This is a genomic window from Microcoleus sp. B3-D7 (assembly GCF_036705305.1).
Classification (GTDB): domain Bacteria; phylum Cyanobacteriota; class Cyanobacteriia; order Cyanobacteriales; family Microcoleaceae; genus Microcoleus.
This window is the reverse complement of record NZ_JAUBUE010000010.1, coordinates 60,796-83,994: the sequence shown is the minus strand read 5'-3', so window position 1 is coordinate 83,994 and position 23,199 is coordinate 60,796. Positions and strand designations below refer to the sequence as shown.

23 protein-coding genes and 1 other RNA gene are annotated in these 23,199 nt (G+C 46.4%); 10 read left to right on the top strand and 14 right to left on the bottom strand.

What is annotated here, in order from left to right; genetic code table 11:
* Positions 1-211: 211 nt before the first annotated feature.
* From QUB25_RS10180 to QUB25_RS10165, 4 genes are all read left to right on the top strand, one after another.
* Positions 212-733, top strand: a complete 522-nt coding sequence (locus QUB25_RS10180; protein ID WP_333183121.1) for a DUF4242 domain-containing protein — start codon at positions 212-214, stop codon at positions 731-733.
* Between the two features lie 149 nt (positions 734-882).
* Complete coding sequence (locus tag QUB25_RS10175; RefSeq protein ID WP_333183120.1) at positions 883-1,617, top strand: hypothetical protein; 735 nt, start codon at positions 883-885, stop codon at positions 1,615-1,617.
* Between the two features lie 192 nt (positions 1,618-1,809).
* Entirely contained in the window at positions 1,810-2,529 is a 720-nt protein-coding gene (locus tag QUB25_RS10170) for a peptidylprolyl isomerase (protein WP_333183118.1), read from the top strand.
* Positions 2,530-2,610: 81 nt separating this feature from the next.
* On the top strand, positions 2,611-3,684 hold the full coding sequence (locus tag QUB25_RS10165; protein ID WP_333183117.1) for a class I SAM-dependent methyltransferase: 1,074 nt from the start codon (positions 2,611-2,613) through the stop codon (positions 3,682-3,684).
* Positions 3,685-4,023: 339 nt separating this feature from the next.
* On the opposite strand, the gene QUB25_RS10160 is transcribed toward QUB25_RS10165, so the two are convergent.
* Positions 4,024-5,736: a zinc metalloprotease HtpX gene (locus QUB25_RS10160; RefSeq protein WP_333183115.1), complete on the bottom strand. Its 1,713-nt coding sequence runs from the start codon at positions 5,734-5,736 to the stop codon at positions 4,024-4,026.
* Positions 5,737-5,962: 226 nt separating this feature from the next.
* Here QUB25_RS10160 and QUB25_RS10155 point away from each other — a divergent pair, with 226 nt between their 5' ends.
* From QUB25_RS10155 to folB, 3 genes are all read left to right on the top strand, one after another.
* Positions 5,963-7,246, top strand: a complete 1,284-nt coding sequence (locus QUB25_RS10155; protein WP_333183113.1) for a glutamate-5-semialdehyde dehydrogenase — start codon at positions 5,963-5,965, stop codon at positions 7,244-7,246.
* A 182-nt stretch (positions 7,247-7,428) separates the two neighbouring features.
* On the top strand, positions 7,429-8,796 hold the full coding sequence (locus tag QUB25_RS10150) for a serine/threonine-protein kinase (RefSeq protein ID WP_333183112.1): 1,368 nt from the start codon (positions 7,429-7,431) through the stop codon (positions 8,794-8,796).
* Positions 8,797-8,949: 153 nt separating this feature from the next.
* Complete coding sequence (folB, locus tag QUB25_RS10145) at positions 8,950-9,306, top strand: dihydroneopterin aldolase (protein WP_006632705.1); 357 nt, start codon at positions 8,950-8,952, stop codon at positions 9,304-9,306.
* A gap of 105 nt (positions 9,307-9,411) precedes the next feature.
* Here the strand turns inward: folB and nuoK are convergent, their stop codons facing one another.
* The 12 genes from nuoK to QUB25_RS10085 all read right to left on the bottom strand — a co-directional run bounded on the left by nuoK (position 9,412) and on the right by QUB25_RS10085 (position 19,730).
* A complete protein-coding gene (gene nuoK, locus QUB25_RS10140; protein WP_228042566.1) occupies positions 9,412-9,717 on the bottom strand; it encodes an NADH-quinone oxidoreductase subunit NuoK in 306 nt (101 codons plus the stop codon).
* 79 nt (positions 9,718-9,796) lie between these two features.
* Positions 9,797-10,420 carry an NADH-quinone oxidoreductase subunit J gene (locus QUB25_RS10135; protein ID WP_333042048.1) on the bottom strand — a complete coding sequence of 208 codons (624 nt, stop codon included), beginning with the start codon at positions 10,418-10,420 and terminating at the stop codon, positions 9,797-9,799.
* 116 nt (positions 10,421-10,536) lie between these two features.
* Complete coding sequence (gene ndhI / locus QUB25_RS10130; protein ID WP_333042046.1) at positions 10,537-11,112, bottom strand: NAD(P)H-quinone oxidoreductase subunit I; 576 nt, start codon at positions 11,110-11,112, stop codon at positions 10,537-10,539.
* Between the two features lie 103 nt (positions 11,113-11,215).
* On the bottom strand, positions 11,216-12,334 hold the full coding sequence (gene nuoH, locus QUB25_RS10125; protein ID WP_333183110.1) for an NADH-quinone oxidoreductase subunit NuoH: 1,119 nt from the start codon (positions 12,332-12,334) through the stop codon (positions 11,216-11,218).
* Positions 12,335-12,699: 365 nt separating this feature from the next.
* Positions 12,700-13,090, bottom strand: a transfer-messenger RNA (tmRNA) gene (gene ssrA / locus QUB25_RS10120).
* 231 nt (positions 13,091-13,321) lie between these two features.
* Complete coding sequence (locus QUB25_RS10115) at positions 13,322-15,100, bottom strand: protein kinase domain-containing protein (protein WP_333183109.1); 1,779 nt, start codon at positions 15,098-15,100, stop codon at positions 13,322-13,324.
* Between the two features lie 61 nt (positions 15,101-15,161).
* Entirely contained in the window at positions 15,162-15,398 is a 237-nt protein-coding gene (locus QUB25_RS10110; RefSeq protein WP_333183108.1) for a type II toxin-antitoxin system Phd/YefM family antitoxin, read from the bottom strand.
* A gap of 94 nt (positions 15,399-15,492) precedes the next feature.
* On the bottom strand, positions 15,493-15,936 hold the full coding sequence (locus tag QUB25_RS10105) for a hypothetical protein (protein ID WP_333183106.1): 444 nt from the start codon (positions 15,934-15,936) through the stop codon (positions 15,493-15,495).
* 137 nt (positions 15,937-16,073) lie between these two features.
* Positions 16,074-16,601 (bottom strand): GNAT family N-acetyltransferase, encoded by a 528-nt coding sequence (locus QUB25_RS10100; RefSeq protein ID WP_333183104.1) that lies wholly within the window; start codon positions 16,599-16,601, stop codon positions 16,074-16,076.
* A gap of 42 nt (positions 16,602-16,643) precedes the next feature.
* On the bottom strand, positions 16,644-18,566 hold the full coding sequence (locus tag QUB25_RS10095; protein WP_333183102.1) for a glycosyltransferase family 39 protein: 1,923 nt from the start codon (positions 18,564-18,566) through the stop codon (positions 16,644-16,646).
* Between the two features lie 271 nt (positions 18,567-18,837).
* Positions 18,838-19,416: a hypothetical protein gene (locus QUB25_RS10090; protein WP_333183101.1), complete on the bottom strand. Its 579-nt coding sequence runs from the start codon at positions 19,414-19,416 to the stop codon at positions 18,838-18,840.
* A gap of 11 nt (positions 19,417-19,427) precedes the next feature.
* Complete coding sequence (locus QUB25_RS10085) at positions 19,428-19,730, bottom strand: hypothetical protein (RefSeq protein WP_333183099.1); 303 nt, start codon at positions 19,728-19,730, stop codon at positions 19,428-19,430.
* A 47-nt stretch (positions 19,731-19,777) separates the two neighbouring features.
* Here QUB25_RS10085 and QUB25_RS10080 point away from each other — a divergent pair, with 47 nt between their 5' ends.
* A complete protein-coding gene (locus tag QUB25_RS10080; RefSeq protein WP_333042031.1) occupies positions 19,778-20,110 on the top strand; it encodes a DUF565 domain-containing protein in 333 nt (110 codons plus the stop codon).
* Positions 20,111-20,421: 311 nt separating this feature from the next.
* Positions 20,422-21,582, top strand: a complete 1,161-nt coding sequence (locus QUB25_RS10075) for a glycerate kinase (RefSeq protein WP_333183097.1) — start codon at positions 20,422-20,424, stop codon at positions 21,580-21,582.
* A gap of 208 nt (positions 21,583-21,790) precedes the next feature.
* On the opposite strand, the gene QUB25_RS10070 is transcribed toward QUB25_RS10075, so the two are convergent.
* Positions 21,791-22,159, bottom strand: coding sequence for a hypothetical protein (locus tag QUB25_RS10070; protein WP_333183096.1), 369 nt, complete (start codon positions 22,157-22,159; stop codon positions 21,791-21,793).
* A 327-nt stretch (positions 22,160-22,486) separates the two neighbouring features.
* Between QUB25_RS10070 and QUB25_RS10065 the strand changes: the two genes are divergently transcribed.
* Positions 22,487-23,014: an orange carotenoid protein N-terminal domain-containing protein gene (locus QUB25_RS10065; RefSeq protein WP_333042028.1), complete on the top strand. Its 528-nt coding sequence runs from the start codon at positions 22,487-22,489 to the stop codon at positions 23,012-23,014.
* Positions 23,015-23,199: the final 185 nt, after the last annotated feature.

The following is a 23,199-nucleotide window of genomic DNA, read 5'->3' as shown; positions in this document are numbered from 1 at the left end:
TTTACAAATTGGCTGAGAACGAGCGTAGAGCAGACTTTACCCACGTTTATGCTAGGGGGATGACAACTCGCTCACTTTGTCCACTGCGAGGCGCTGAAAAAATTCGGGTGAGAGTGAGGAAAATCATCAATCGCTACAATTAGTCATGAGTCATTAGTTAACAGTCAACAGTTAACAGTCAACAGTCATTACTAATTAAGAGGAAGTAATTATGTCTCTTATCAAAGTTGAAACCGTTGCCGATCGACCGATAACCGCAGAAATGTTAGCTGATACGCGAGTTTTGGATTGTCTTGGGGCAAGAAATGGCACGTGGCGCTACTCTTTACTATCAGCCGATCGCCATCGCATGATTTGCACTTTTGAGGCACCAGATGCAGAGTCTGTGCGACAAGCTTATCGCCAAGCTGATGTTGGGTTTAGCAAGGTTTGGACAGCCCAAGTTATTGAACCTGAAGGTGTACCACCTGTATGGAACGAACCAATCCTCAAGCTGTTGGAGGGAAGCTATCCGAATGGCTTTACCGATGAAGAGTGGAACGAAGCCCTGCGATTAATTTTACCGTGCTATCAGGAACGAGGTATTGAATGGGTGGGTTCCTATGCGTCGCAGGATAAAACTCGTGTCCTGTGGGAACTGAACGCGCCCGATGCGGAAGTGATTCGAGAAGCCCACGGTAAAGCTGGAATTCCCTTCGATCGCGTTTGGTCTGCGGAAGTTCTGAGACCTTGAATTCGTGCCTCGGATCGCTTGGATGCTTTGGGAACGGTTCGAGAACGCTTTCGGAACGCTTTCGGAACGATCGCCTCGTTAGATTGATATCAAGTTAAGCAAACAACCAGCAAATTAACTAATCCCTTTACACTTTAAGGAGAAACAAAATGGCTGAATTTAACCTTGGTACCTTAATCAGCAATGCTAATCCCGTAGGCAAGCGTGAATTCGTGGGCAACGGCGATATTAAAGATACCTACAGTTTTCGTCTGGAGAACGATAACAATATCAACATCGCCCTGACGAATATGAGCGCTAATGCCGATGTTCGATTGTTCCGAGACTTCAACGGCAATGGTATACGCGATACCAACGATTCACAGATTTCAGCATCAACTCGTTTTGGCAACCAACCTGACTCAATTAACGTGTCATCTGGCCTTACCAACGTTGATGCAGGCAGCTACCTAATTGAAGTCGATCGAGTTGGTACTGTTAATACCGAATACGATTTGAGAGTATCAACCAATGCCATTAGCAAACCCAGCAATCTAGTCACAGCGGAGACAGAGGTGGGAACCCTGACTGCTTCCCGCACCTTCAACGAAGCGATCGTTAACTCTGATACCTCTGATAGCTACCATTTTGCTGTCAACTCAAGCCGCAATTTCCGCTTTAATCTCAGTGGTTTAAATAGCACTAGCGATATGGATATACGGCTGATTAACGATCGAAATAACGATTCAGTGGTCGATGCAAGTGAAGTGATTGTAAGTTCAACTGCCACTGGCAACCGATCTGAGTCAATTACTCAGTTCTTGACTCCAGGTAGCACCTACTATCTCCAAGTCTATCAACACAGTGGCGGTAGCAGCTACAACTTGAATATGGCTCCTGTGTAGCAGCTAAAGTGTGTTTTTAAACCGGGAGATCCCCCCTAACCCCCCTTAAGAAGGGGGAAGAGCATTCAAAGTCCCCCTTTCTAAGGGGGATTTAGGGGGATCTGAATCTCAGAGGTCGAAGTCAAAATTCGTGTTCTTCCTTCTTTCCGTTACATCCCGTACATTGCTCGTTGCCGAACTTCCTTCTGCTATATGAACGCAGTTTTACAAATAGGAAATCGCACAATTAATGGGGAGGGAATTATCCCTCGACTTGCCAGCTACCAAATGCTGCCCCAATTATGTCGCGAGAGCATCATTGATGAAGCGATCGCCCCCATCGATTGCACCCCTGAAGAAATCACAAATGTCCGCCAGCAGTTCTACGAACAAAATCAACTGCTGGACGAAACCACACAACAGATTTGGCTAAAACAGCACGGGATGAGTCGGGAATTTTTAGAGACTGTTTTCATTCCGCGGCTGCTCAAAATTGAGAAATTCAAACACCAAAATTGGCATCACAAACTAGAGTCCTATTTTCTGCAGCGCAAGCGATCGCTAGATCGAGTCATCTATTCTTTGATTCGGGTTAAAGACGCAGAAATGGCGCGAGAACTGTATTTTCGGATTCAAGAAAAAGAGCAATCCTTTGCCGAACTGGCGCGCGAGTATTCCCAAGGCCCAGAAGCTCAAGTCAATGGAATCGTTGGCCCGGCCGAACTCTGCACTATCCACCCGAATTTGGCGCATCTGTTGGCGATAAGCCGGCCCGGTCAGCTTTGGCATCCTATCGCTGTAGAAGGATGGCTGGCGATCGTCAGATTAGAAACATTGATTCCGGCTCAGTTCGATTTAGCGATGCGTCAACGTTTGCTCCGCGAATTGTTTGAAACTTGGGTGCAAGAACAAATAGGTGAAATGTTGAATTGACGGGCAGGAATCTGACGCTCGTACCCCTGGCAACATCCAATCTTCCAAATAGAAACTTTTGAATACCATCACTGTTAAATTATGATGACACAAACATTCGATCAAACCAAAGCAGAAGCATTCGCCGGACGGATGCTGGACATTCTCAACAGTGGCGCACTCTCCGTCATGATTTCGATCGGGCATCGCACCGAACTGTTTGACACAATGGCAGAATTGCCGCCCTCTACCAGTCAACAAATTGCCGATGCTGCCGGATTGAACGAACGCTACGTGAGGGAATGGCTCGGTGCAATGGTAACGGGTCGCTTAGTGGATTATAATTCGATCGACAAAACCTACACTTTGCCGACAGAATCTGCAGCATTCCTGACACGGGCTGCGGCTTCTGACAACATTGCCCCCTTTGCTCAATTCATTCCGGTGTTGGCATCGGTGGAAGATCGGATTATTGATTGTTTCTACAAAGGCGGCGGTGTACCCTACTCAGAATTCAAACGTTTTCATGCCGTGATGGCAGAAGATAGCGGTCAAACCGTGGTATCTGCTCTATTTGACCACATTCTGCCGCTAATTCCCGGGCTTACCGAAGCGTTGGAAAAGGGTATTGAGGTGCTAGATGTCGGCTGCGGTAGCGGGCGAGCACTCAACAAGCTGGCTGAAGCCTTTCCGAATAGCCGATTCACAGGCTATGATTTTTCGGGAGAAGCCATCGCCACTGCCAACACCGAAGCGCAATTGCGGAAGTTGCATAATATCCAGTTTGAGGTGAAGGATGCCGCGACATTGGAGGAGTGCGATCGCTACAATTTGATAACCACATTCGATGCCATTCACGATCAAGCCCGACCAGATGTTGTGCTGCAAAACATCTACAATGCGCTGCGATCCGATGGCGTTTACCTGATGCAAGATATCCGCGGCACCACGGATGTAGGCGGTAACATGGAACATCCCATTGGACCCTTGATGTACACCATTTCTTGTATGCACTGCATGACTGTTTCTTTAGCCTACGGCGGCATGGGATTGGGCGCGATGTGGGGTCAAGAAAAAGCGCTGCAAATGTTGAGCGAAGCTGGGTTTAGCAGCGTTGAAATCAGGCAACTCGCCCATGATTTCCAGAACAACTATTATATCATCAACAAGAGCTAAAATTATGTGCCAACTTTGTGCTGTAAGCCAACAATTGCAGAAGAAAAAACAGCCTAATTCTGGGTTGTTAGATACCAGCCAATTTTCGGTATTCATCGACCTGAAGCAATTGTCTTCCACACCGGAATTCAAATCAGCTAAACCACCTAATAATCCTCAGTCATCAGTTAAGCCCCTGGTTTAACACTCAGGGATTCTAATCAGGAAGAGGTTAATCTCTCAACTGCTTATGTTGGCACGAATGCTTTCCTGCTTAACCCTGACTTAAGGCGAATAAAGTCTTTACTATGAACCTGTTGGTAGTAAGGACTTTATTCGTTTCAACTTTTAAGCAGGAAATTATATAAATAGCGAGACAATACCGATCGCGATCGCCGCTATACCCATCACAACAGACCAGAAGCGGTGATAACTCTTAACCGTAGTACCGCTATCGCTTTCAAGCTGAATCAAATCCATCCAAGGTGCAACACCCCGGCGGAACCAACCCAAAGCGCTAACATCCATTCCAATCAAACTTTTAACCCGTTTCATGCCAAACAAAAAATTACCAATTGGCCCAAAACGAGAAGCATAGCGCAGATAAATCATTCCCGTTCTGTCTTGCAGTTTCAAATCAGAGCCGAAGGTATAACCGGCATCGCCGCGACCAATTAATTCCCCTTGCAGTTGCGCCGGTTGACCTCGCAAAGGACTTGCATAAGGGTCAGACATTAAGGTTAAAACATCCAAGTGTTCTGCTTCTTCGTAATTGGGGAACATCACCAAAGTCTTGAGCAAAATTCCCGCACCCAAACCGATTAAAGGACAAGCAACCATCATCATCGGGTTTACAGCATACAGGGAAATGCCGATCGCAAAACCCACCGCTAAGCCCAGAGTTTCTGCACTGTACAGCAGCAAATCGAACACAAAATTGCCGTACAATCTCCGCTTGCTCAAATCGTTGCCTTCGCCGACAATCCGGCCCATGTCAAACTCAATATCCAAGCCTAATTGTTCGGCATAAGTGCTCAAAGCGCGCACTCGTTTACCAGTCAGCGGGTGAGTAGAGTTCAACTCCATCCACCAACCCCAGGGATTAAACATATCCCACAAAAACACTCGCCCAATTTTTTCGGGTTCTGAAGTAATCCTGTAAGCAGTGCCGGTAGAGGTGGCAGCTTTGGCATCGTAAATGCCTAAAGCGCGAGTTCCTTCTAATAAGCGGCTGGGTTCGGTGGCTCTTTGTCCTTCTTCCAAAATACCGTAAGCAATTTTTACCAAAGCGCGAGACAAAGCGTTGGGATTTCCGGTTGTTTCGGCTGCAAAATGGTCGGCAAAATATTCTCGCGTCCGGGACAAATACAGCAATAAATAAGTGCCAGCGATGTAAAATAAATAAGCAACAGCAGCTACAGTACCGGCCGCATCTTTAGCTTTGTCGCCACCACTTCGACCCATCCTTTGAGCTGTTGTGTAAATTAAATAAGTAATCTGCACCAAAGTCGAAGCTAAAGTCATTACTGCAAAGTCCCAGTGGACGATGTGACCGAGTTCGTGGGCGTAAACAGTGGCAATTTCCTCGTCGTCTAAATAGGTAAAAAGACCTTGACTGACGACTAAGCGAGCGCTGTTTGGAAAGGAACCGTAAGTAAAAGCAGTAGGGTTTTGGTCGTCGATAATTCCTAAACGCGGCTGCTGGAGTTTTTTCTGCTTGCAAACCTTCTTAATAACTTTCGCTGTTTCGGGACTTAGGCTTTCTATTTCTGCTAGGGAAACCCAGCGAGTATGGTAGAGCCAATTTTGGGTTAAGTCCATCAAGTAAGGCGATAGGAAAAAAGTAGCAAGGTTAAAAATTAGAGTGATCGGAAGTGCGATCGCCAATCCGGCGACTGGATCGGGACTGTTGAGAATTAAAACTGATGCTAAAGATAGCGCTAGCACCATACCAAACAGCAGGCTGATGGTGACGCCGGAAGCTAAAACTAAATTTCCGCCTGTTTTCTGTATCAGTTTAACGCCGGCTTTGGCGGCTCGCCCTGCCTTGCGTAAAGGGGCGTGAGATGACATAATACTCTCCAAAGGTTATTGACAAATGGAAATGACCGTGGGATTTTATCTATACTTGACTGTTTTAACCTGTTAATGCGGATTGCTGTAAGGGGTCTCAACAAAAATATAGAATTTCCTCTAGAATTGTTAAGACTGAAAACCGCCCCGAAATTTATTTGTGCGGATTCAATTCACAACTCAAAATTCAAAACCCAACACTCAAAACTATTTAAAATTTACTGCCATGTCTATTATTGAAATTGCCCAAAAAACGCGCGTATCTGCTAGAAAATTGGCAGTTTTGTCCGCTGATGCCAAAAATCAAGCTATTGAGGCTATAGCTAAAGCTTTAGAAGCTGCTGCGCCGGATGTTGTGGCGGCGAATGCGGCTGACTGCAAGGCGGCTGAGGTGGATGGAATTGCGAAACCGCTGTACGATCGCCTAAAGTTGGATGAGAGCAAGTTGAAAAGTGCGATCGCGGGCGTGCGCGACGTTGCGAAACTACCAGATCCCGTAGGTTCCGTGCAAATCCACCGTGAATTGGATACAGGATTAATTCTGAAGCGCATCACCTGTCCTTTGGGCGTTTTAGGCATTATTTTTGAAGCGCGCCCCGAAGCTTTAATTCAGATAGTATCCTTGGCAATCAAATCAGGAAATGGCGTCATTCTCAAAGGCGGCAAAGAAGCAGTCCGTTCCTGCGAAATCTTGACAAAAGTGATACATCAAGCATTAGCAGAAACTCCTGTTAATCCAGAAGTCGTGCAGTTGCTCACCACGCGGGAAGAAACAATAGAACTGCTCAAAATGGATGAATATGTAGATTTGATTATTCCCCGAGGTTCTAATTCCTTCGTGCGTTTTGTGCAAGAAAGTACGCGAATTCCTGTGTTGGGACACGCCGACGGAATTTGTCATTTGTACGCAGACAAAGCGGCGGATATTCAGAAAGCAGTAGAGATTTCTGTGGATGCAAAAACTCAGTATCCAGCAGCCTGCAATGCCATTGAAACCTTGTTAGTCCACAGTGCGATCGCCCCCAAATTCCTGCCCGCAGTTGCCGCAGCTTTGCAGCAGAAAAAAGTTGACTTGCGGGGAGACGAAAAAACTCGCGCCATCCTAGAAAATATTGCCGAAGCAAATGAAGCGGATTGGTCTACAGAATACAGCGATTTGATTTTGTCAATCAAAATAGTAGATTCTGTGGAAGAGGCAATTAACCATATCAATACTTACGGTTCCAGACACACAGATGTCATTGTTACCGAAGACAGCGAAGCCGCCGAAACTTTTTTAAATGGAGTCGATGCGGCCGGAGTTTATCACAATTGTTCTACTCGATTTGCCGACGGTTTCCGCTACGGCTTCGGTGCAGAAGTGGGGATTAGCACGCAGCAAATGCCACCTCGCGGGCCTGTCGGTTTAGAGGGGTTGATTACCTATAAGTATCGAGTTGTTGGAGATGGCCATGTTGCCGCGAGTTATGTAGGGAAAGATGCTAAGGAATTTACGCATCGAGATTTGTAAATCCTCGATAGCCGATCAAACCCGACAATAAAAAAGCCTGTAAATACTGAATCTTAAGCAAAGTGTCTCTTCTCCTTCATCCATCCCAAAAAAAAGCGATCGCCCTGAGCTTCAAACAAACTTAGCTACAATAAGCTATACTGTGCTCGGCGACTCCCCAACTCGAACAATTTCCGTTGTTTATGTCTAACTCCTCCCTCCTCGCCCCTGGTTCGACTCTCGAAAAACGCTACCGCATTCTCCGCGAATTAGGCCGCGGTGGCTTCGGCCGCACTTACCTCGCCGAAGACATCAACCGCTACAACGAATCTTGCGTACTCAAAGAGTTTTCTCCGGTGGTTCACAGCCCGAAAGCGGCCGAATTGTTCGATCGCGAAGCGAGTATGCTTTACCACCTCCAACACCCGCAAATTCCCAGGTTTCGAGAACTCCTGCGAACGGATTTGGGCGGGAATCCATCTTTATTTTTAGTACAAGATTATATCAAGGGTCAAACCTATGAAGAAATATTGATATCGCGCCAGCAGCAAGGTAAAAATTTTACCGAAGCCGAAGTTACTCAACTGCTATTTCAGCTTTTACCAATTTTAGAATACATCCACTCAAAAAATTTAATTCACCGCGATATTTCCCCGGATAATATTATTCAGCATGATGCTGACAAACTACCCTTTTTAATTGATTTCGGTTCTGTCAAACAAATCGCAGCCAATGCCGTACTTCAGTTTAACGGACAATCGGATACGGCGATCGGCAAACAGGGCTATTCGCCGGCCGAACAAATGCGACTGGGGAAAGTTTCTGCTGCTAGCGATTTGTATGCTTTAGCCGTCACGGCTTTGGTACTGCTAAGCGGCAAAAAGCCTCAAAAATTGTACGATATCACTAATAAAACTTGGGATTGGCGATCGCACGTCAGTGTCAGCCCAAATTTAGCCAGCGTATTGGATCGGATGTTAGCAGAACAACCGGGCGATCGCTACCAATCCGCAAAAGAAGTCCGCGAAGCACTCAAAGATCCAAAACTATCTCACATTGGCAGTATAATTTCCCAAATGGTGACAATGAACTTTGTCGGCCGCCCTTTCAAAAACGCCACTCAAACTGCTACCAGCAATCATACTCCTGTTAACCCAAACCCTCAAATTGTTAAAAACAACAAGATTTTCCAGTTAATACCTTGGAAAACCCTAGGGAGTTTAAGCGTGGTTTTATTGCCGGGAATGTTAGCTTTTAGTGTAGTCAAATCTGGTTTGACGTTGCCCAAATTGCCGGAGTTACCTAAATTTTCTTCACGCCAGCAACCTCCCGATACGTCCTTAGAGGAAGCCGAAATAATTCGTCAAGAAAAGATTGGTAAACGGCGCAAAAATCTCAACATCAATCAAGATATATTCTATCAAAAAGTGGATGAATTATATTACAATAAATATCCAGAATTACAAGGGCGCAGCTTGACAGAAAAGCCAGAAGATGCTGAAATTAGGCGGAAATGGTATGAAGTTGCTGAGGATTTACTCGACAAGTTGGAGAAAGGAGGAGAGTTATAAAATCTAAGATAGAATAAGAGTGATTGAACCGCAGAGGGCGCAAAGAGCACAGAGGAAGAAGGAAAAGGGCAAAAAAAGAGAGGGAAGAGAAAGAGAACTTTATCTGGTTTAATACAAATTGGTATAGGCAACGCACTTTTAGTTTATTGCAAAATGGATTCTATTCAACTTACAGGAATTCGCTGTTACGGATATACGGGCTATCTGCCGGAAGAGCAAGTTTTGGGGCAGTGGTTTGAAGTGGATGTTACTCTATGGCTGGATTTATCGCAAGCTGGAAAAAGTGATGATATTCAACATACTCTTGATTACCGCAGCGCCATTACTCTGATTCAAAAGCTAGTCAAAGACTCGAAGTTTTTATTAATCGAACGCCTAGCAGATACTATTGCTCAAGCGCTTTTAGAACTACCGTTAGTCGAAAAAGTTAAACTACAACTCTCGAAACCTGCTGCCCCCATCCCTGATTTCGGGGGAAGAATTACTCTAGAAATTACTAGAAGTCATTAGTCATTAGTTCTTAGTTCTTAGTCCTTAGTCCTTAGTCATCAGTCTTTAATCTGCATTAGTTTGTTGCTAATGACTGATGACTATTGACTGATGACTATTGATGAATTACCACTTCAGCAAGTTAAATTCTTCCATGTCTACGGTATTGCGGTTGCGATAAATCGCCAAAACAATTGCCAAACCTACGGCAGCCTCAGCCGCCGCTACCGTAACTACAAACACGGTAAATACTTGGCCCTTAATTTGTACAGGGTCGAGATAATTCGAGAAACCCATCAAATTGAGATTGACAGCATTCAGCATCAACTCGATCGACATCAACACGCGCACTGCATTTCTGCTGGTAATCAAACCGTAAATACCAATACAGAAAAGAGCGGCGGCTAATAACAGGAAATACTGGAGTTGCAGTTGCATAAATTTTGCGATTTTGTCTCAATCTAAAGTTACTACAAAACTAACACTATGGTGCGCTAAGCGCACCATAATATTACTTAGATTCTGGCGAAGACACATCTCCGGCAGAAACTAATTCGCGAGGTCTTTCCGGTAAACTCAAAGCAGGTGTTTCGGATAGCTTCTTTGACAGTTCATCCGGGAAGAAATCGCGGCGCGCCAACACAATTGCTCCCACCATTGCCATCAACAAAAACACTGATGCTAACTCGAAAGGCAGCAAAAAGTCGGTGAAGAAATGTTTGGCGATAGTGACGATCGAACTTTCGGCAGGTGCTCCCGTCGTCGCGACAATAGCCCAAGGAGTAGACACCACCATCGTACCCAAAAGCGCAAACAAGCCTACGCAAACTACTGCTGTTGCTATTTGACGTACCCAAGCGTTGGGAATTGTGCGGAAATCTTCGCGCTTGTTTACCAACATAATCGCAAACAAAATCAAGACGTTAACAGCGCCAACATAAATCAATACCTGCGCTGCTGCTACAAAGTCGGCATTCAGCAACAAGTACAAGCCGGCAATGCTAGTAAATACGCCGCACAGCAAAAATGCTGAGTAAACGATATTTGAGAACAGCACTACTCCTAGTGCTCCTGCAATCATCATTACCGACAGTATTCCAAATGAAACAATTTGAACCCCTTCAGCTAGATTCACAATTTTTTATCCTCAATTATTAGTTTTCTATTGTTCGTTTTTACTCATTAGTTAGCAGTCATTAATAATTGGTTATTTCACTAATGACTGATGACTGCTGACTAATGACTAATTACTTACTTTTCGATAATTTCCTCTGGACGCAGACCGGCGCGGCGATCGGTGTAGGAAACTTCATGAGGGTCGATCGCACCTTTCGGCAAATAAGCGAATTCCCGCATCGGTGTCACCATCGGATCGTCTGTAACCTTGTAAGGTAAACGTCCGAGGGCCACGTTGTCAAAATTCAATTCGTGACGTTCGTAGGTGGCCAACTCATACTCTTCTGTCATCGACAAACAATTAGTCGGACAATATTCTACGCAGTTGCCGCAGAAGATACACACTCCGAAATCGATACTGTAGTGCTTGAGTTGCTTCTTCTTAGTTTCTTTGTTAAATTCCCAATCTACTACAGGTAAGTTGATCGGACACACCCGAACACATACTTCGCAGGAGATGCACTTGTCAAATTCAAAGTGAATTCGACCCCGGAAACGTTCCGAAGGAATTAGTTTCTCGTAAGGATACTGCACCGTAATCGGCCGCCGTCTCATGTGGTCAAAAGTAACAGATAGCCCTTGACCGATATACTTAGCAGCTTGAAGAGTCTCTTTGGCGTATTCGCCTACTTGATTGAGGAATTTTAGCATGGTGTTCTCTCTCTGTACTTGAGTTTTTGGTGATTGATAATTAATAATAGGTAATTGGTTAACAGCTATTTTTGTTTAGCTGTTGCCCTTTACCTATTATTAATTAACCGCCAAAAGCAAAGGGAAAGGCAAGTTTCAAAGCTGCGGTCAATAGCAAATTAACTAGAGCAACGGGAAGTAAAAACTTCCATCCCAAATCTAGCAATTGGTCGATCCGAACTCGCGGCAGAGTCCAGCGGAGCAGAACTGCCAGAAACAGGAAAAAGTAGGCTTTCAACATGGTCATCGTAATGCCCAGCAAGCCGGTAATTACCTGCAACCAAGGAGTCGTCTCGCTCACTCCCAGGGCATTTGTCAGCACTTCGACAGGAATCGGGCATTCCCAGCCGCCGAGGTACAAAACTGCTACTAGCAGGCAAGAAAGGACGAGGTTAACGTAGGAAGCGATATAGTACAAAGCAAATTTCATGCCTGTGTACTCAGTCTGATATCCTGCTACCAATTCTTCTTCTGCTTCCGGGAGGTCAAAGGGCAAGCGTTCGCATTCTGCTAGTGCTGCAATCCAGAAAATCAGGAAACCTGCGGGTTGCCGCCAGATATTCCAGCCGACAATGCCGTAGCCGGCTTGCTGGTGTACGATGTCGATCGTACTGAGGCTATTGGACATCATCACGACTGCCAATACTGCCAAAGCTAGGGGAATTTCGTAGCTGAGGGATTGAGCCGCGGCTCTGAGTCCTCCGAGGAGGGCGTATTTGTTGTTTGAAGCATAGCCGGACATCAGCAAGCCGATCGGCTGAATGCTAGACAGGGCAATCCACAGAAATATCGCTGTCCCCATATCGGCGATCAGCATATGCTCTCCGAAGGGCACGATTAAGTAGGAGAGAAAAACTGGAATCACCACAATTACCGGGCCTAGGGTAAATAGTAGCGCGTCAGCTTTTGCCGGTACAATGTCTTCTTTGAATACCAACTTCAGACCGTCAGCAACGGGTGCTAAAACTCCCAGAGGGCCGATGAATTCCGGGCCTACCCGCTGTTGAGCGGCGGCGGAAATTTTCCGTTCCAGCCAGACGCTAGTGAGTACCCCGAAAACGGCAGCGACAATCATCAGCAACATCGGCAGGGGTAGCCAAAGCACTTGGGCGATGTCCGCTGGTAAGCCCAAATTCATCAGGGCTTCTACAAAACTTCCTTGTAAGTCAATTCCTGGGTTCATTTTTCCAGCTTTTGAGCGCTCAGCATATAATTTTTCACCCGTCCTTTGTAGGAGTAGGCTTAGAAATCGGGGTCTTTGTAAAGATTTTTAATGCTTTACCGCCTAATAGTATATCGCCCGACAGGCTCCAAGAACGCACAGACTGGGTGAAGTTCTAATTATATGAGCCTGCAGCGTAGCTAATGGATGGGTAATTTATGTATTTTTACTTAGCCGATCGAGCTGATCGATTTTAGATTTTAGATTTTAGGTTTTAGATTGAACATTGAATGCCAAACAAAAGGGCCCAGAGTTAACTCTGGGCCCTTTTAATGCTGTAAAGTGGCTTTCAAATGGCTTAAACCATTGATTTTACGTCACTTTGTTTATGGAACTGGGCAGAATCGAACTGCCGTCCAAAGCGGGTATTTACCTTCCGATCGTTCACAGGTTTATCCCCTCTAATCCTCGGGGCGGGAACCATCTTTATCCCAAATGGGGGGATTTTCTAGTGATTGCTTTCCTAGCTAGCCGACTAGAAACGTTTAGCTAGGGCATCCGTTGGGGGTTGTTATGCTACCTTTAACGGAGTGAGGTGGCATACACTCTAAACCGAGCTCAAGAAGTTTTTAGGCTACAGCTACGGCTTTGCGAGCGAAAGGAACGATGTTGTTCGCATTTACTATTTTTTTTGAGCCGATATTAACGAGAGTAGACTCCCTCTCGACCTGCATCACGGAGCAGCTTTCGCCACCCTGTCGAAACCATTACAGCCCCTCGTGTGTTCTTTTATGATAGACAATATTTCGTGTTGCGTCAAGTCAACCGATTTTAGATTTTGGATTTTGGATTTTGGCACAAAGCTGAGTCGGGAATATTTACATCTTGCACCATTTTCTTGAACAGGCTTTCCGGCCTGTTCCACAAGAGTTGAGTTTTCCTGTGGGGTGGGCCCCAGAACCCGCCCAGGTTTATTGACAAGGGTGCAAAATGTCAGCGCTGCCAAGTTTAATGCAAATTTTCGTCCCAGACGCCGATGTAAATCCGATCGCGCTCGTTGCGTTCGATCATCCCTTCGAGCGAACCCTTCCTAAACGTAAACCGATTACTCCGGCGCTGCTGCACGTCGCCCAAGCCTTGCAAAATCTCCCGGCTGGCGCCGCCCACCATCCCGTTCAAGGCGGTTCGCACCACCAAATCGTCCACGGACTGGGCAAAAGAACCCTCTGTTTGTACTAGCTGGCCCGAATCGCGATCGTAAATGTAGCCGAGAGTAATCCGATTGGGCAATATTTCGTAAAGTGCGGTGCGAGTATTTGGCCAATAGCCCCGCGCTTGAGAGTCAGTCGGTTCTCCCAATTCGGATAAAATCTGACTTTCCGCCGTACCAACGGCATACCCAGGGATGGTGGGAGTCTTCTGATAACTGGTTCCCGGTTGTTCGCTGGGTGCGGGCGATCGATCTGGCGGCAACTCTTTGTCAACAAGTTTTTCCGTTGGTGTGGGTTCGGCAGCCTCCGGAGAAGGCGCTGGTGTTGGCGCTGGGGCTGGTGTTGGAGTTTCAGCAGCAGGTGCTGGAGTTTCAACAGAAGGCGCTGGAGTTTCAACAGCAGGCGCTGGTGTTTCAGCAGCGGGCGGCGGAGTTTCTCTGCGAGTCGGCGCTGGCGTTGATGTCGGCGCGGGAATTGGTGCGGGGCGTGAGCGCGCGTCTGGATCAGCAGGGGCCGAAGTGCGATCGTCCTGGGCCACCGGTGCGGGTTCCGAAGACGGCCGGCTGAGGAAAACCCTAGCAATCCCGACCAAACCTGCAACAATAAGTGCGATCGCCACGAACCCCAAAATCCACCAAACCTTGCGGTTGCCTCCCCCAGAAGACACCACAGCAGGCGCTGTTCTGGAACCCGCAGGCGACTGAGGCCCGTGTCCCGGAATCACCGCCACCGTCGGCCCGGTGCTCGGCGACGCTGCACCAGGAGGCTGCCCGTGCAGCAGCGACAGCCACTCATCGACGGTAGCAGGGCGATTTTGAGCTTCAACCGTCATCCCCCGCATCACCGCAGAGCTGACAGCCGCACTTAGCTCAGGCCGCAAGTCGCGGGGTGATGGCATCGGTTGGCTGGTGCGTAAAATTGCAGCCACCGGCACCTGTGCTGTCAGCAGAGTATAAAGCGTCGCCGCCATACCGTAAACATCTGTGGCGGGCGTATATTTTCCTTGAGCAAAATACTGTTCTGGCGGCGCGTAGCCGTCGGACACCATATTAGTGTGACTTTGGGTTGCACCGGGAGTAAACTCGCGGGCAATGCCAAAGTCAATCAGCACGACTTCCTGAGTACCTTGGCGCAAAAGAATGTTTTGCGGCTTGACATCTCGGTGCAGCAAACCCTTTTGATGAACAACTTTTAAAGCAGCGCCAATTTGAGTGATGTAGAGAATTGCAAGATTTTCTGGCAGCGGATTATTTGAACCGACTACATCGCCCAAATTCTGACCGGCTATGTAGTCCATCACCATGTAAGGCTGCCCGTCTTCCACAAAGAAATCGCTGACGCGGACAATATTCGGATGAACGCAGGAAGCCAACCGCCTCGCTTCGTCTTGAAACTTGCGATCGAACTCAGCAAAATTGGGTTGCTGCCGCAGAGATTCGTTGAGCGTTTTAATGACTACAGGCTGTCCTAAATAGCGGTGATTTGCCCTGAAGGTTATTCCAAAGCCGCCTCTTCCCAATTCTTGTTCGAGGGTGTACTTTCCACCCTGTAAAGTTTTGCCGATTAGCGCATCCATAGGTTCAGCCGATCGCGTACCAGATAATATGGCTGATTATTGCACGTATGGTCGGCTCTCCTCACCAGTCCAAAGAGCGATCGCAATCCTGGATCTGCGTTGCCATTCCTTCCCGAATTGATTCCTGCATCCCCGGCACTGAGAGAAGATACAGTGTTTCCTGAACATCTGCGGAGTCTGATTCAGATAATAACACTGCATTGCTAGTCTGTCCTGTGATCGCGATCGGTTGATGCGACTGACTCATGGGAGCGATCGGTTGATACGACTGCTTTTGAGGTTCATTGATTGGAATCATAGTCTTCCACCTGTCTAAATACACTAAAGCAGCTTTTATGTTTTATACGAGCTTTAAACGGATGTTAGTACGTCGAAATATTGATTAAGCATTTCTATTTCAGCAGCGGTGGTTCTTTGTTATTCAAAATAGCCCACGCAGCAGTAATTTGCCATTCATAGGCGGCTCGCGAATCGTTTCCAGATGCTGTTAAGGCGCATTGTGTTGCATCATATGCACTACTGCCTGCTGCCTCAGCAGGTGTAAGAAAATATGATGGATAATCGAAATATCTCATACCTCCATCTATATAATCGCAGGCAACCCCCATTGAAGCCTTTTCTGCATTTTCCTGTGTCGGCTGCTCGATCCATTTATTGGCTAAAGAGATGAAGTAGCGTTCTCCATTATCTTGGTCTTCGCGTGGTAACTGTTTTGAGACGTAGTATATAGTTTGTCTCACAACTGCCTGCTTAAAGCTGAGTTGCTGCTTTTCCCTCATTACTTTGCCTAATCCTTCCAAGACTAACGAGGAGAGTTTGTTGAGAATTGAAACCATTGTAGGCTCCGAGCTTCGGGTTTTAGGTAGTGACTAGATTATAGCTTTTATTCAATCTGCCAGATTTAATGCTCCAACCGAGAACCTTCAAATTACCGCCAAAACCAGTGACTTAAACAGCCAAACCGCGTTACGGTTCAAGTCGGATGATATTCATCCCTGCTTATTTGCCATCGCCATATCTTGCCTTCTTCAGGATCGTCCACCTCTGCAATGAACTTCATTCCCACTTTTTGCAACACGCTATTCGAGGCATTTTTTTCAGCTAAAGTGTGAGCGATGACTGCTTTCACGTCCTCGTGAGCGAAAGCATAATCGATCATTCCCTGTGCCACCTCAGTTGCAAATCCGCGATTCCAATATTCGCAAGCAATTTCATAACCTATCTCTATAGTCCCCGACTCATCAGGTGAGCCTGTGAAACCTCCATTGCCGACAAGCACTTGATTTTTTGGATGAATAAAGAAGTAGCTGTGCCAGTCAGTTGGAGGCGGATTGGATTCGGAAGATTCGTCAGCAGGGAGGGAAAATGCTTCCGGGAAAAGAGGCCAGCTATCAGGCACTATGACATTTAAAATTGCTGCAAGCTCGCTTTTACTTCGTAAGAAAGCTTCTATGTGAATCCTTTCGACGGCAAGTAGTTGAAGATTCTTAGTTTTAATCATTTTTCTACCTTGTTTAACAAGTATGAGTTCACACTATAGGCACTATCGAAACGCTTGTCTCGGAACCCTGGCGAGTTGGTAAGCGCCCCGACTGTCCAACAATTGATATTGATTTGGCTGCAATCCTAATTGCACAAATTTCTCTGGATATCCCAGCAACAAAATGGAGGGAGAAGTTGGGTTTTTAGATTGCTTAATGTAGTCGATCGCCTTTGTGACAGCTCGGTAGTAAGTCACCGGCTCTTGGGTATAAAAAACCAGACTTGGTTTCCAGAAACCAACCATAATAAACTCTTCCCCTGGCAGTTTTTGTTGAACTGCAACCTGTGCTAACTGTCTCAGAGGTAACTGGCGGTTGATATCGACCACTTTGTAGGCGGGAGTAAGACCAAAGATGATAAATGCTACTAACCCGATGAGGTTAGCAACCAAAATCCAGCGCTGTTGCCGCTTCCACAGTAAAAGTGCGATCGCGACTGCTGTAATTATCCAAATCGTACCGCCTACCATCAGCAATCCCGACTCCTGAATTGCTTGGGGAAAATTGGGCATTGCCGGGTCATCTCCCAGCCAGTTGTAGCTGTAGAAAGTGGCTCCGGCTACAATTAATAAAAATATCACATTAAAAATGTATGTAGCTAATAGTCCTCGCGGTAAAGAATTAGGTTTTTTTTCTAACTTTATCCGCCTGTTTTCAGGTTCGTTGCCTGCAATAATATCGCTCCACAGCAGCGTTACCAAAATCGCAGCGGCGGGGATTAAAGGCAATACATAACTCGGCAATTTGGTCACGGCGATCGTGAAAAAGCCAAAAATGCAGCCGAACCAAAATAGGGCAAATAAACTCAACTGAGCCGATCGCGGTTGACGACGCCAGTAACTGCGCTGCCAAAAACGGGTGCGGGCGATCGCCACGGGCAAATAAATCGACCAAGGTGCAAAACCAACTAGCACTACAAAAAAGTAAAAATACCAAGGCGCCGAGTGCTTGTTGACTACTCCAGTAAAACGCTGGAAATTGTGATAGCCAAAAAAGCTGTCAATATAAGTTTGACCGTTGGCTAAAATAACCAAAATGTACCAAGGCAGGGCGATCGCCAGAATAATCAAGATTCCCGACACCGGACGCATTTCGCGCCAAAGTTGCCGAAAATTTCCCAAATAAAGCCCGAAGCTGCCAACAATCAGCGCTGGCACGACAATTCCCACAGGCCCCTTAGCCAGAATTGCTAAGGCAATTAGTACGTAAAAAGTCAGATACCACTTATTAGGAAATCTGGAAGCGGAAACGGGGGAAAATTCTGTTTTTTCTCTCTGTTCTTCGAGGGTGTAACCGAGAAAAAATGCCAGGAGTGCCGAACACATACAGGCGACTAATAGCATATCTGAAACGCCAGTCCGTCCCCAGGCAATAGTTTGGGGATTTAAAGCTATTAGGGCCGCACCAATCCAAGGAGTAGAAAAAAAGAGGGAAAGACGGCTATTTTTGAGTTTTGAGTTTTGATTCTCTGTTTCTTCTTCCTTCTTCCTTCTTCCTTCTTCCTTCGATAAGGTATAAAATCCGAGGCAAGTCAGACCGATCGCGCACAAAGCCGAGGGAAGACGCACAGCCCATTCGTTAACGCCCAGAGTGCGGTAAGCCACCGCCATCAGCCAGTAAATCAACGGCGGCTTGTCAAACCTGGTTTCGCCGTTGAAATAAGGAGTGATGAAATCCCCTGTCACCGTCATTTGACGGGCGGCTTCGGCAAACAACGGTTCGGTTTCGTCAACTAAACCGATGTTGCCGAGATTCCACAAGAAACCTACCCAGGCGATCGCGAACAGCCACAACAGCGACAGCAGCAAAGGTGCGATCCTCTTCGAGGGCTTCGCTAACCGGCGATTCCTAAACTCTGACAAATTTTTAATAACTTCCTTCACCCAAACTTCCTGCGATTTTAGATTTAAAATTTTAGCTCGCATAGAGAGTCTACCGAAAGATTCGCATTCTCGAAACTCCCAATTCGATCGAATCCGGTTAAATAGAGATGTTGCACCCTTCTCCACAAGGCTTTCATGGGCGGGCTCTCCTACCCACCCCACAAGAAAATTCACTCTTTGTGGAACAGGCCGGAAAGCCTGTTCTTTATAATGATGCCGCTATGTGAGCTTAACTCGCATAGTGGCATCGTTCTCAATAAAACCGGATCGACCGGGTTTATTGACCAAAATCTCAGCACCAGCAGCTAAGCGTTCACGGCTGCAAAATTAATTGCCATTCTCGGGCTGTGCTGTTCCAAGCGGGCGAGGCTGTCTCCCCGGCGACGTAAGGCCCCCAGTAGTGGCGAGAACCATCCTGAGCAAAAACCACTAAAATGTCTCCCCGTTGGACTTGTAACTTGCCCTCCGGCAGCGATAGCATCAGTCCCTTGTCGCCACCTTCTCCGGGCGCAAAATCCCAGTGCGCGGGTTTGCCGTAGGATTCCTTGGCTTGCCGTTTCGACAGCAGGGCCACTCGCACTGGGTGTTCGCTGCGGTTGCTGACGCGCAGACTGCCGGCGGCTTTAGTATTTGCAGGGATTGAGGAAAGCAATTCCTCCTCTGACTCTGGGGGAGTTGGTGTTGAGTCGGGCTTGGGCTCGCTGGCGGTGTCTGCAGAAGCTGTCGCGACTGGGGAAACGGGGGGTATTGGGGGGTGTGCGGTGGCTTGTGAGGGCCAATCCCTGGACTGATTGGAACCGTGGGAGATAGTGATTTCAAAACGTCCTAGAAACATTCCTGTAATTAGGACGATCGACACTCCAATTACGATCTGGTAAATTTTAAGATTCATAGATTTTAGGCTTAAAGGATAGACTGCACCCGCAATGAGTCTTCACTATTTTTAATGTAAAACCAGGGGCTGCTGTGCCACAAGATACAGTTACACTTAATTACTTGACCGTTCTCGGCTATAACTCGCCGATCGCTCAATACCATCTTAGATGTTAAATTTGAGATTTTAGATGGCGACATACTGACTCCGGTAAGAATTTGCAGTTGGTCGGGAGAGGCATTTGTTGACTCATCGGTATAGCTTTTAATACCAGTTGAAAAAAAGAATACCACTATAGGCCCGTACTCCCAACCCCAATATTCATCAGTCATTCCGCATCTCAAATCTCAAATCTCAAATCTCAAATCGTATAACTTTTATGCAGAATACCCGAATTAACAGATTAATTGATGTTCTGGGCGATCGCTTCCGAGGCTGGCTGAGCAATCCTTGGCGGCGGATTTCGCTCCTGCTAATTAGCCTGCTGTTCGGCACTTTTTTGGGAACCGCTATTTCGACGATCGCCGGACAATCGGCAGATTGGGATATTATCGCAGCCGGGCTGTTGGTGTTGTTGACCGAGTTGGTGAACTGGCTGGTTTACGGTGGCCCGCGGTCTGTCGCCCGTTCTTTGTGGGTGGAGATGCTCAATGCTCTGAAAATTGGTCTGACTTACAATTTATTTGTGGAGGCTTTCAAACTCGGCTCGTGAAAAATGCTCAAATATTTGTCCGTTGTAGATAGTATTTATATAAACCTACGCTTAAAAAAATTGAATTTGTAGTGCCGAGTTTAGTGTCAGTCGATTTGAGATTTTAGACTTCGGTGTCAGCCCTCAGTCGAAGGAGTTTAGATTTGAGATGTATTCCACAGATGAATTGGGGATTTTGAACTAGGGTCTAAATTTGGGAGCTCTCCACGACAGGAGTTGCGGTTTGTCTCCGTTTTGGGTGGGGTCAAATATTTGTCAATTGCAGATAATATTTGTACAAAACCCGCCCCCGCATAGAGAGTTTTTAGGATATGGATCGATCGACTGTAACCCCTGTTGAAATTTTACATCGGTGGCAAGCCGGCGATCGCCCGATCGCTCCCGACTTCGATCAACTGGCTTTTTGGGAACTTGCCGATGATGTGCGCTCCTCTTCGAGGGCTTCGCTAACGCGCGCTTTTGGCATTACTCCCGACAATGTAGCCGATGTTGTCCGCTGCAAAACCGATTTATTCTTTACTCTTCTTGACGAACTGCATACTTTCCCGCTAAAGTCAACTGTTTTCCTCGAAACTTTGTGGAATCTGTGGCTGCCGCTGGCCATGCAATTATCGACGGCAAAACAAAGTTTAAACCGTCCTTTAATTCAAGGAATTTTAGGAGTGCAAGGAACGGGAAAAACTACTTTATGCCAAGTTTTGAGGCTGATTCTGGGAAAATTGGGATATTCTACTGTCAGCTTTTCTTTAGACGATCTTTACAAGACTTATGCCGATCGCCAACAACTCCAAAAAGCAGACCCGCGTTTAATTTGGCGCGGCCCTCCCGGCACTCACGATATTGACTTGGGAATCGCAGTTTTAGACAAGTTGCGCGGTTCTCTAACTCACAATTTAGCAGCAGTTGACAATCCCAAATCTGATGCCATCAAACCGGATTTAATTAATAAAAATATAGAAATTCCCAGGTTTGACAAATCTGCCTATGGAGGTGCAGGAGATAGAAGTCAACCCGAAATTATTTCCGGTGCGGATATTGTACTTTTTGAAGGTTGGTTTGTCGGTGTGAAGCCGGTGGTTGATGCCAAATTAAACGAGTTTTTGGCGGCTGCACCGTTTCCGATTTCCACAGAAAGCGACTGTCAGTTTGCGCGCGATATGAATGCGAAGTTGCACGACTATTTGCCGCTGTGGAACCGATTAGATCGGTTGATGGTTTTGTATCCCCAAGATTATCGCCTTTCTCAAGTGTGGCGCAATCAGGCGGAACGGGAAATGATGGCGGCGGGGAAGCCGGGAATGTCAGAAGCTGAAATTAATCGGTTTGTTGAATATTTCTGGAAAGCGCTGCATCCAGAGTTATTTATTAAGTCGATGCTGGAGGGCGATCGCGTTGATTTAGTAATTGAAATTTTGGGCGATCGCACTGTCGGCAAAATTTGTCGGGCGATCGACTTAAAATTAAACCTTTAAGGACACAACAAAGTTGTGTCCCTACTCTATTGCAGCCTTTAAGGACACAACAAAGTTGTGTCCCTACTGTATGGCAGCTTATCGTGCACTCACTTGACAATTCAGAACTTATGCAAAACGTGATTTGACGCGGGAATTATAGGGGTAAGGCGGGGAATCAGCACCCTACAATACAGAGGTTTTGCATCGAGGATCGAGAATTTCTAAATTAACTGCCAGGAGTACCAAGATCGATCGCTTTCTGCATCAAATCGTCGGTAACTTCGCCCGGTGTACCTGCAGGCGTAATGTCCTGAGCCATCGAACGAAAATCAGCGGGATTACCGCTTGTATCTGTCGGCTTTGCCATATTATCTTGAGCAGCGGGAATAGGAAATTTAGGTGCAGTTGCAGCGGCGGCAGCTTGAGCGCCGGCACCCGTGCGATCGATGTCACTAACGCTGAATTCTTTTGAAGCTTCGTAGTCTGCTGATACATTAACGGTCGGCAACTTTTGTTCTCCAGCTTCCGCGCTTTCAGTGATCTGCTGAGCGTCAAAGTTTTCAATGTTATTGACTTCTGTATTGATTTCAGACATAGCCGACTCCTTGCTAGTTTTATTTAACAATTCACTGTATCAATTATTACTTTAGTTCCCGGCTTTTTCATCTACCCGCAGATGTATCGTTGGCTTCTATCTTAAGGATGATTTATTCTAGGGTGGTCTGTTAACATTACACCACTTTCCGAAAAAAATGCAGCTTTAGGCAAGCTCCCAACCCATACATACTAAGCCATTCCCCATTGTTTAATCTAAAAACTAAAATCTAAAAACTAAAATCGTATTACCTCTCGGGGATGGTGACTTGTACTTACAAATCTTGATATTTGTATATTCTGGAAGCATTTTTAAGGAATTTTGTTTATGAACTCACCCGCCGCCACCAATCCTCACTCTCTCTCCAACGACACTAAAAACATCGTTCAGACAATCAACGGGTTGGGTACAGATGAAAAACTGGCGCTGCTCTACTTTGTTTATGAAAAAATGGGAGATTCAATTACACCAGCCGCTCCCGCCGCCGCCGAGCCAGAATTAGCTCCCATGCTGCTGGATGATTTTTACAAGCTTTCCCATGACCAACAACTGAATATAATGCGCGGTATTGTTAACCGCGACGACACGCCCTATTCCCACGCTTACGGAGCTTTAACTGCTAACAATCAGTTGGTAGTTTGGTATGCTTGGGCTATTGGTATGGGGGAAACAATTGTCGATATCCCCGAAGGATATGAGGCAACTGAGGCTGTCAATGGCGTGTTAGGTCAAATTGAAGGTCTTGAGTTTGAACAGCAAATTACAGTGCTGCGCGACGTAGCTAATAATATGGGCTACACCGATGTTAAACCAATTGCTACTCAGGCGGAAGTAGGGAAAACTTCTAGTCTGTAGATAAGAGTCTGGTGTTGCAACCTATCCTACACAAACTCTCCTCCTAGCAGAGAGAGACTCAAGAATAAAGGAATTACCCAAAACCTCTATATGTAGGGTGCGCCGAGGTGCACCCTACCGCTATAATTACTAGGTAAAACCTTTTTTTGCTCTTACTCATATTTATTCTTTCGTCTCTTAGAGAG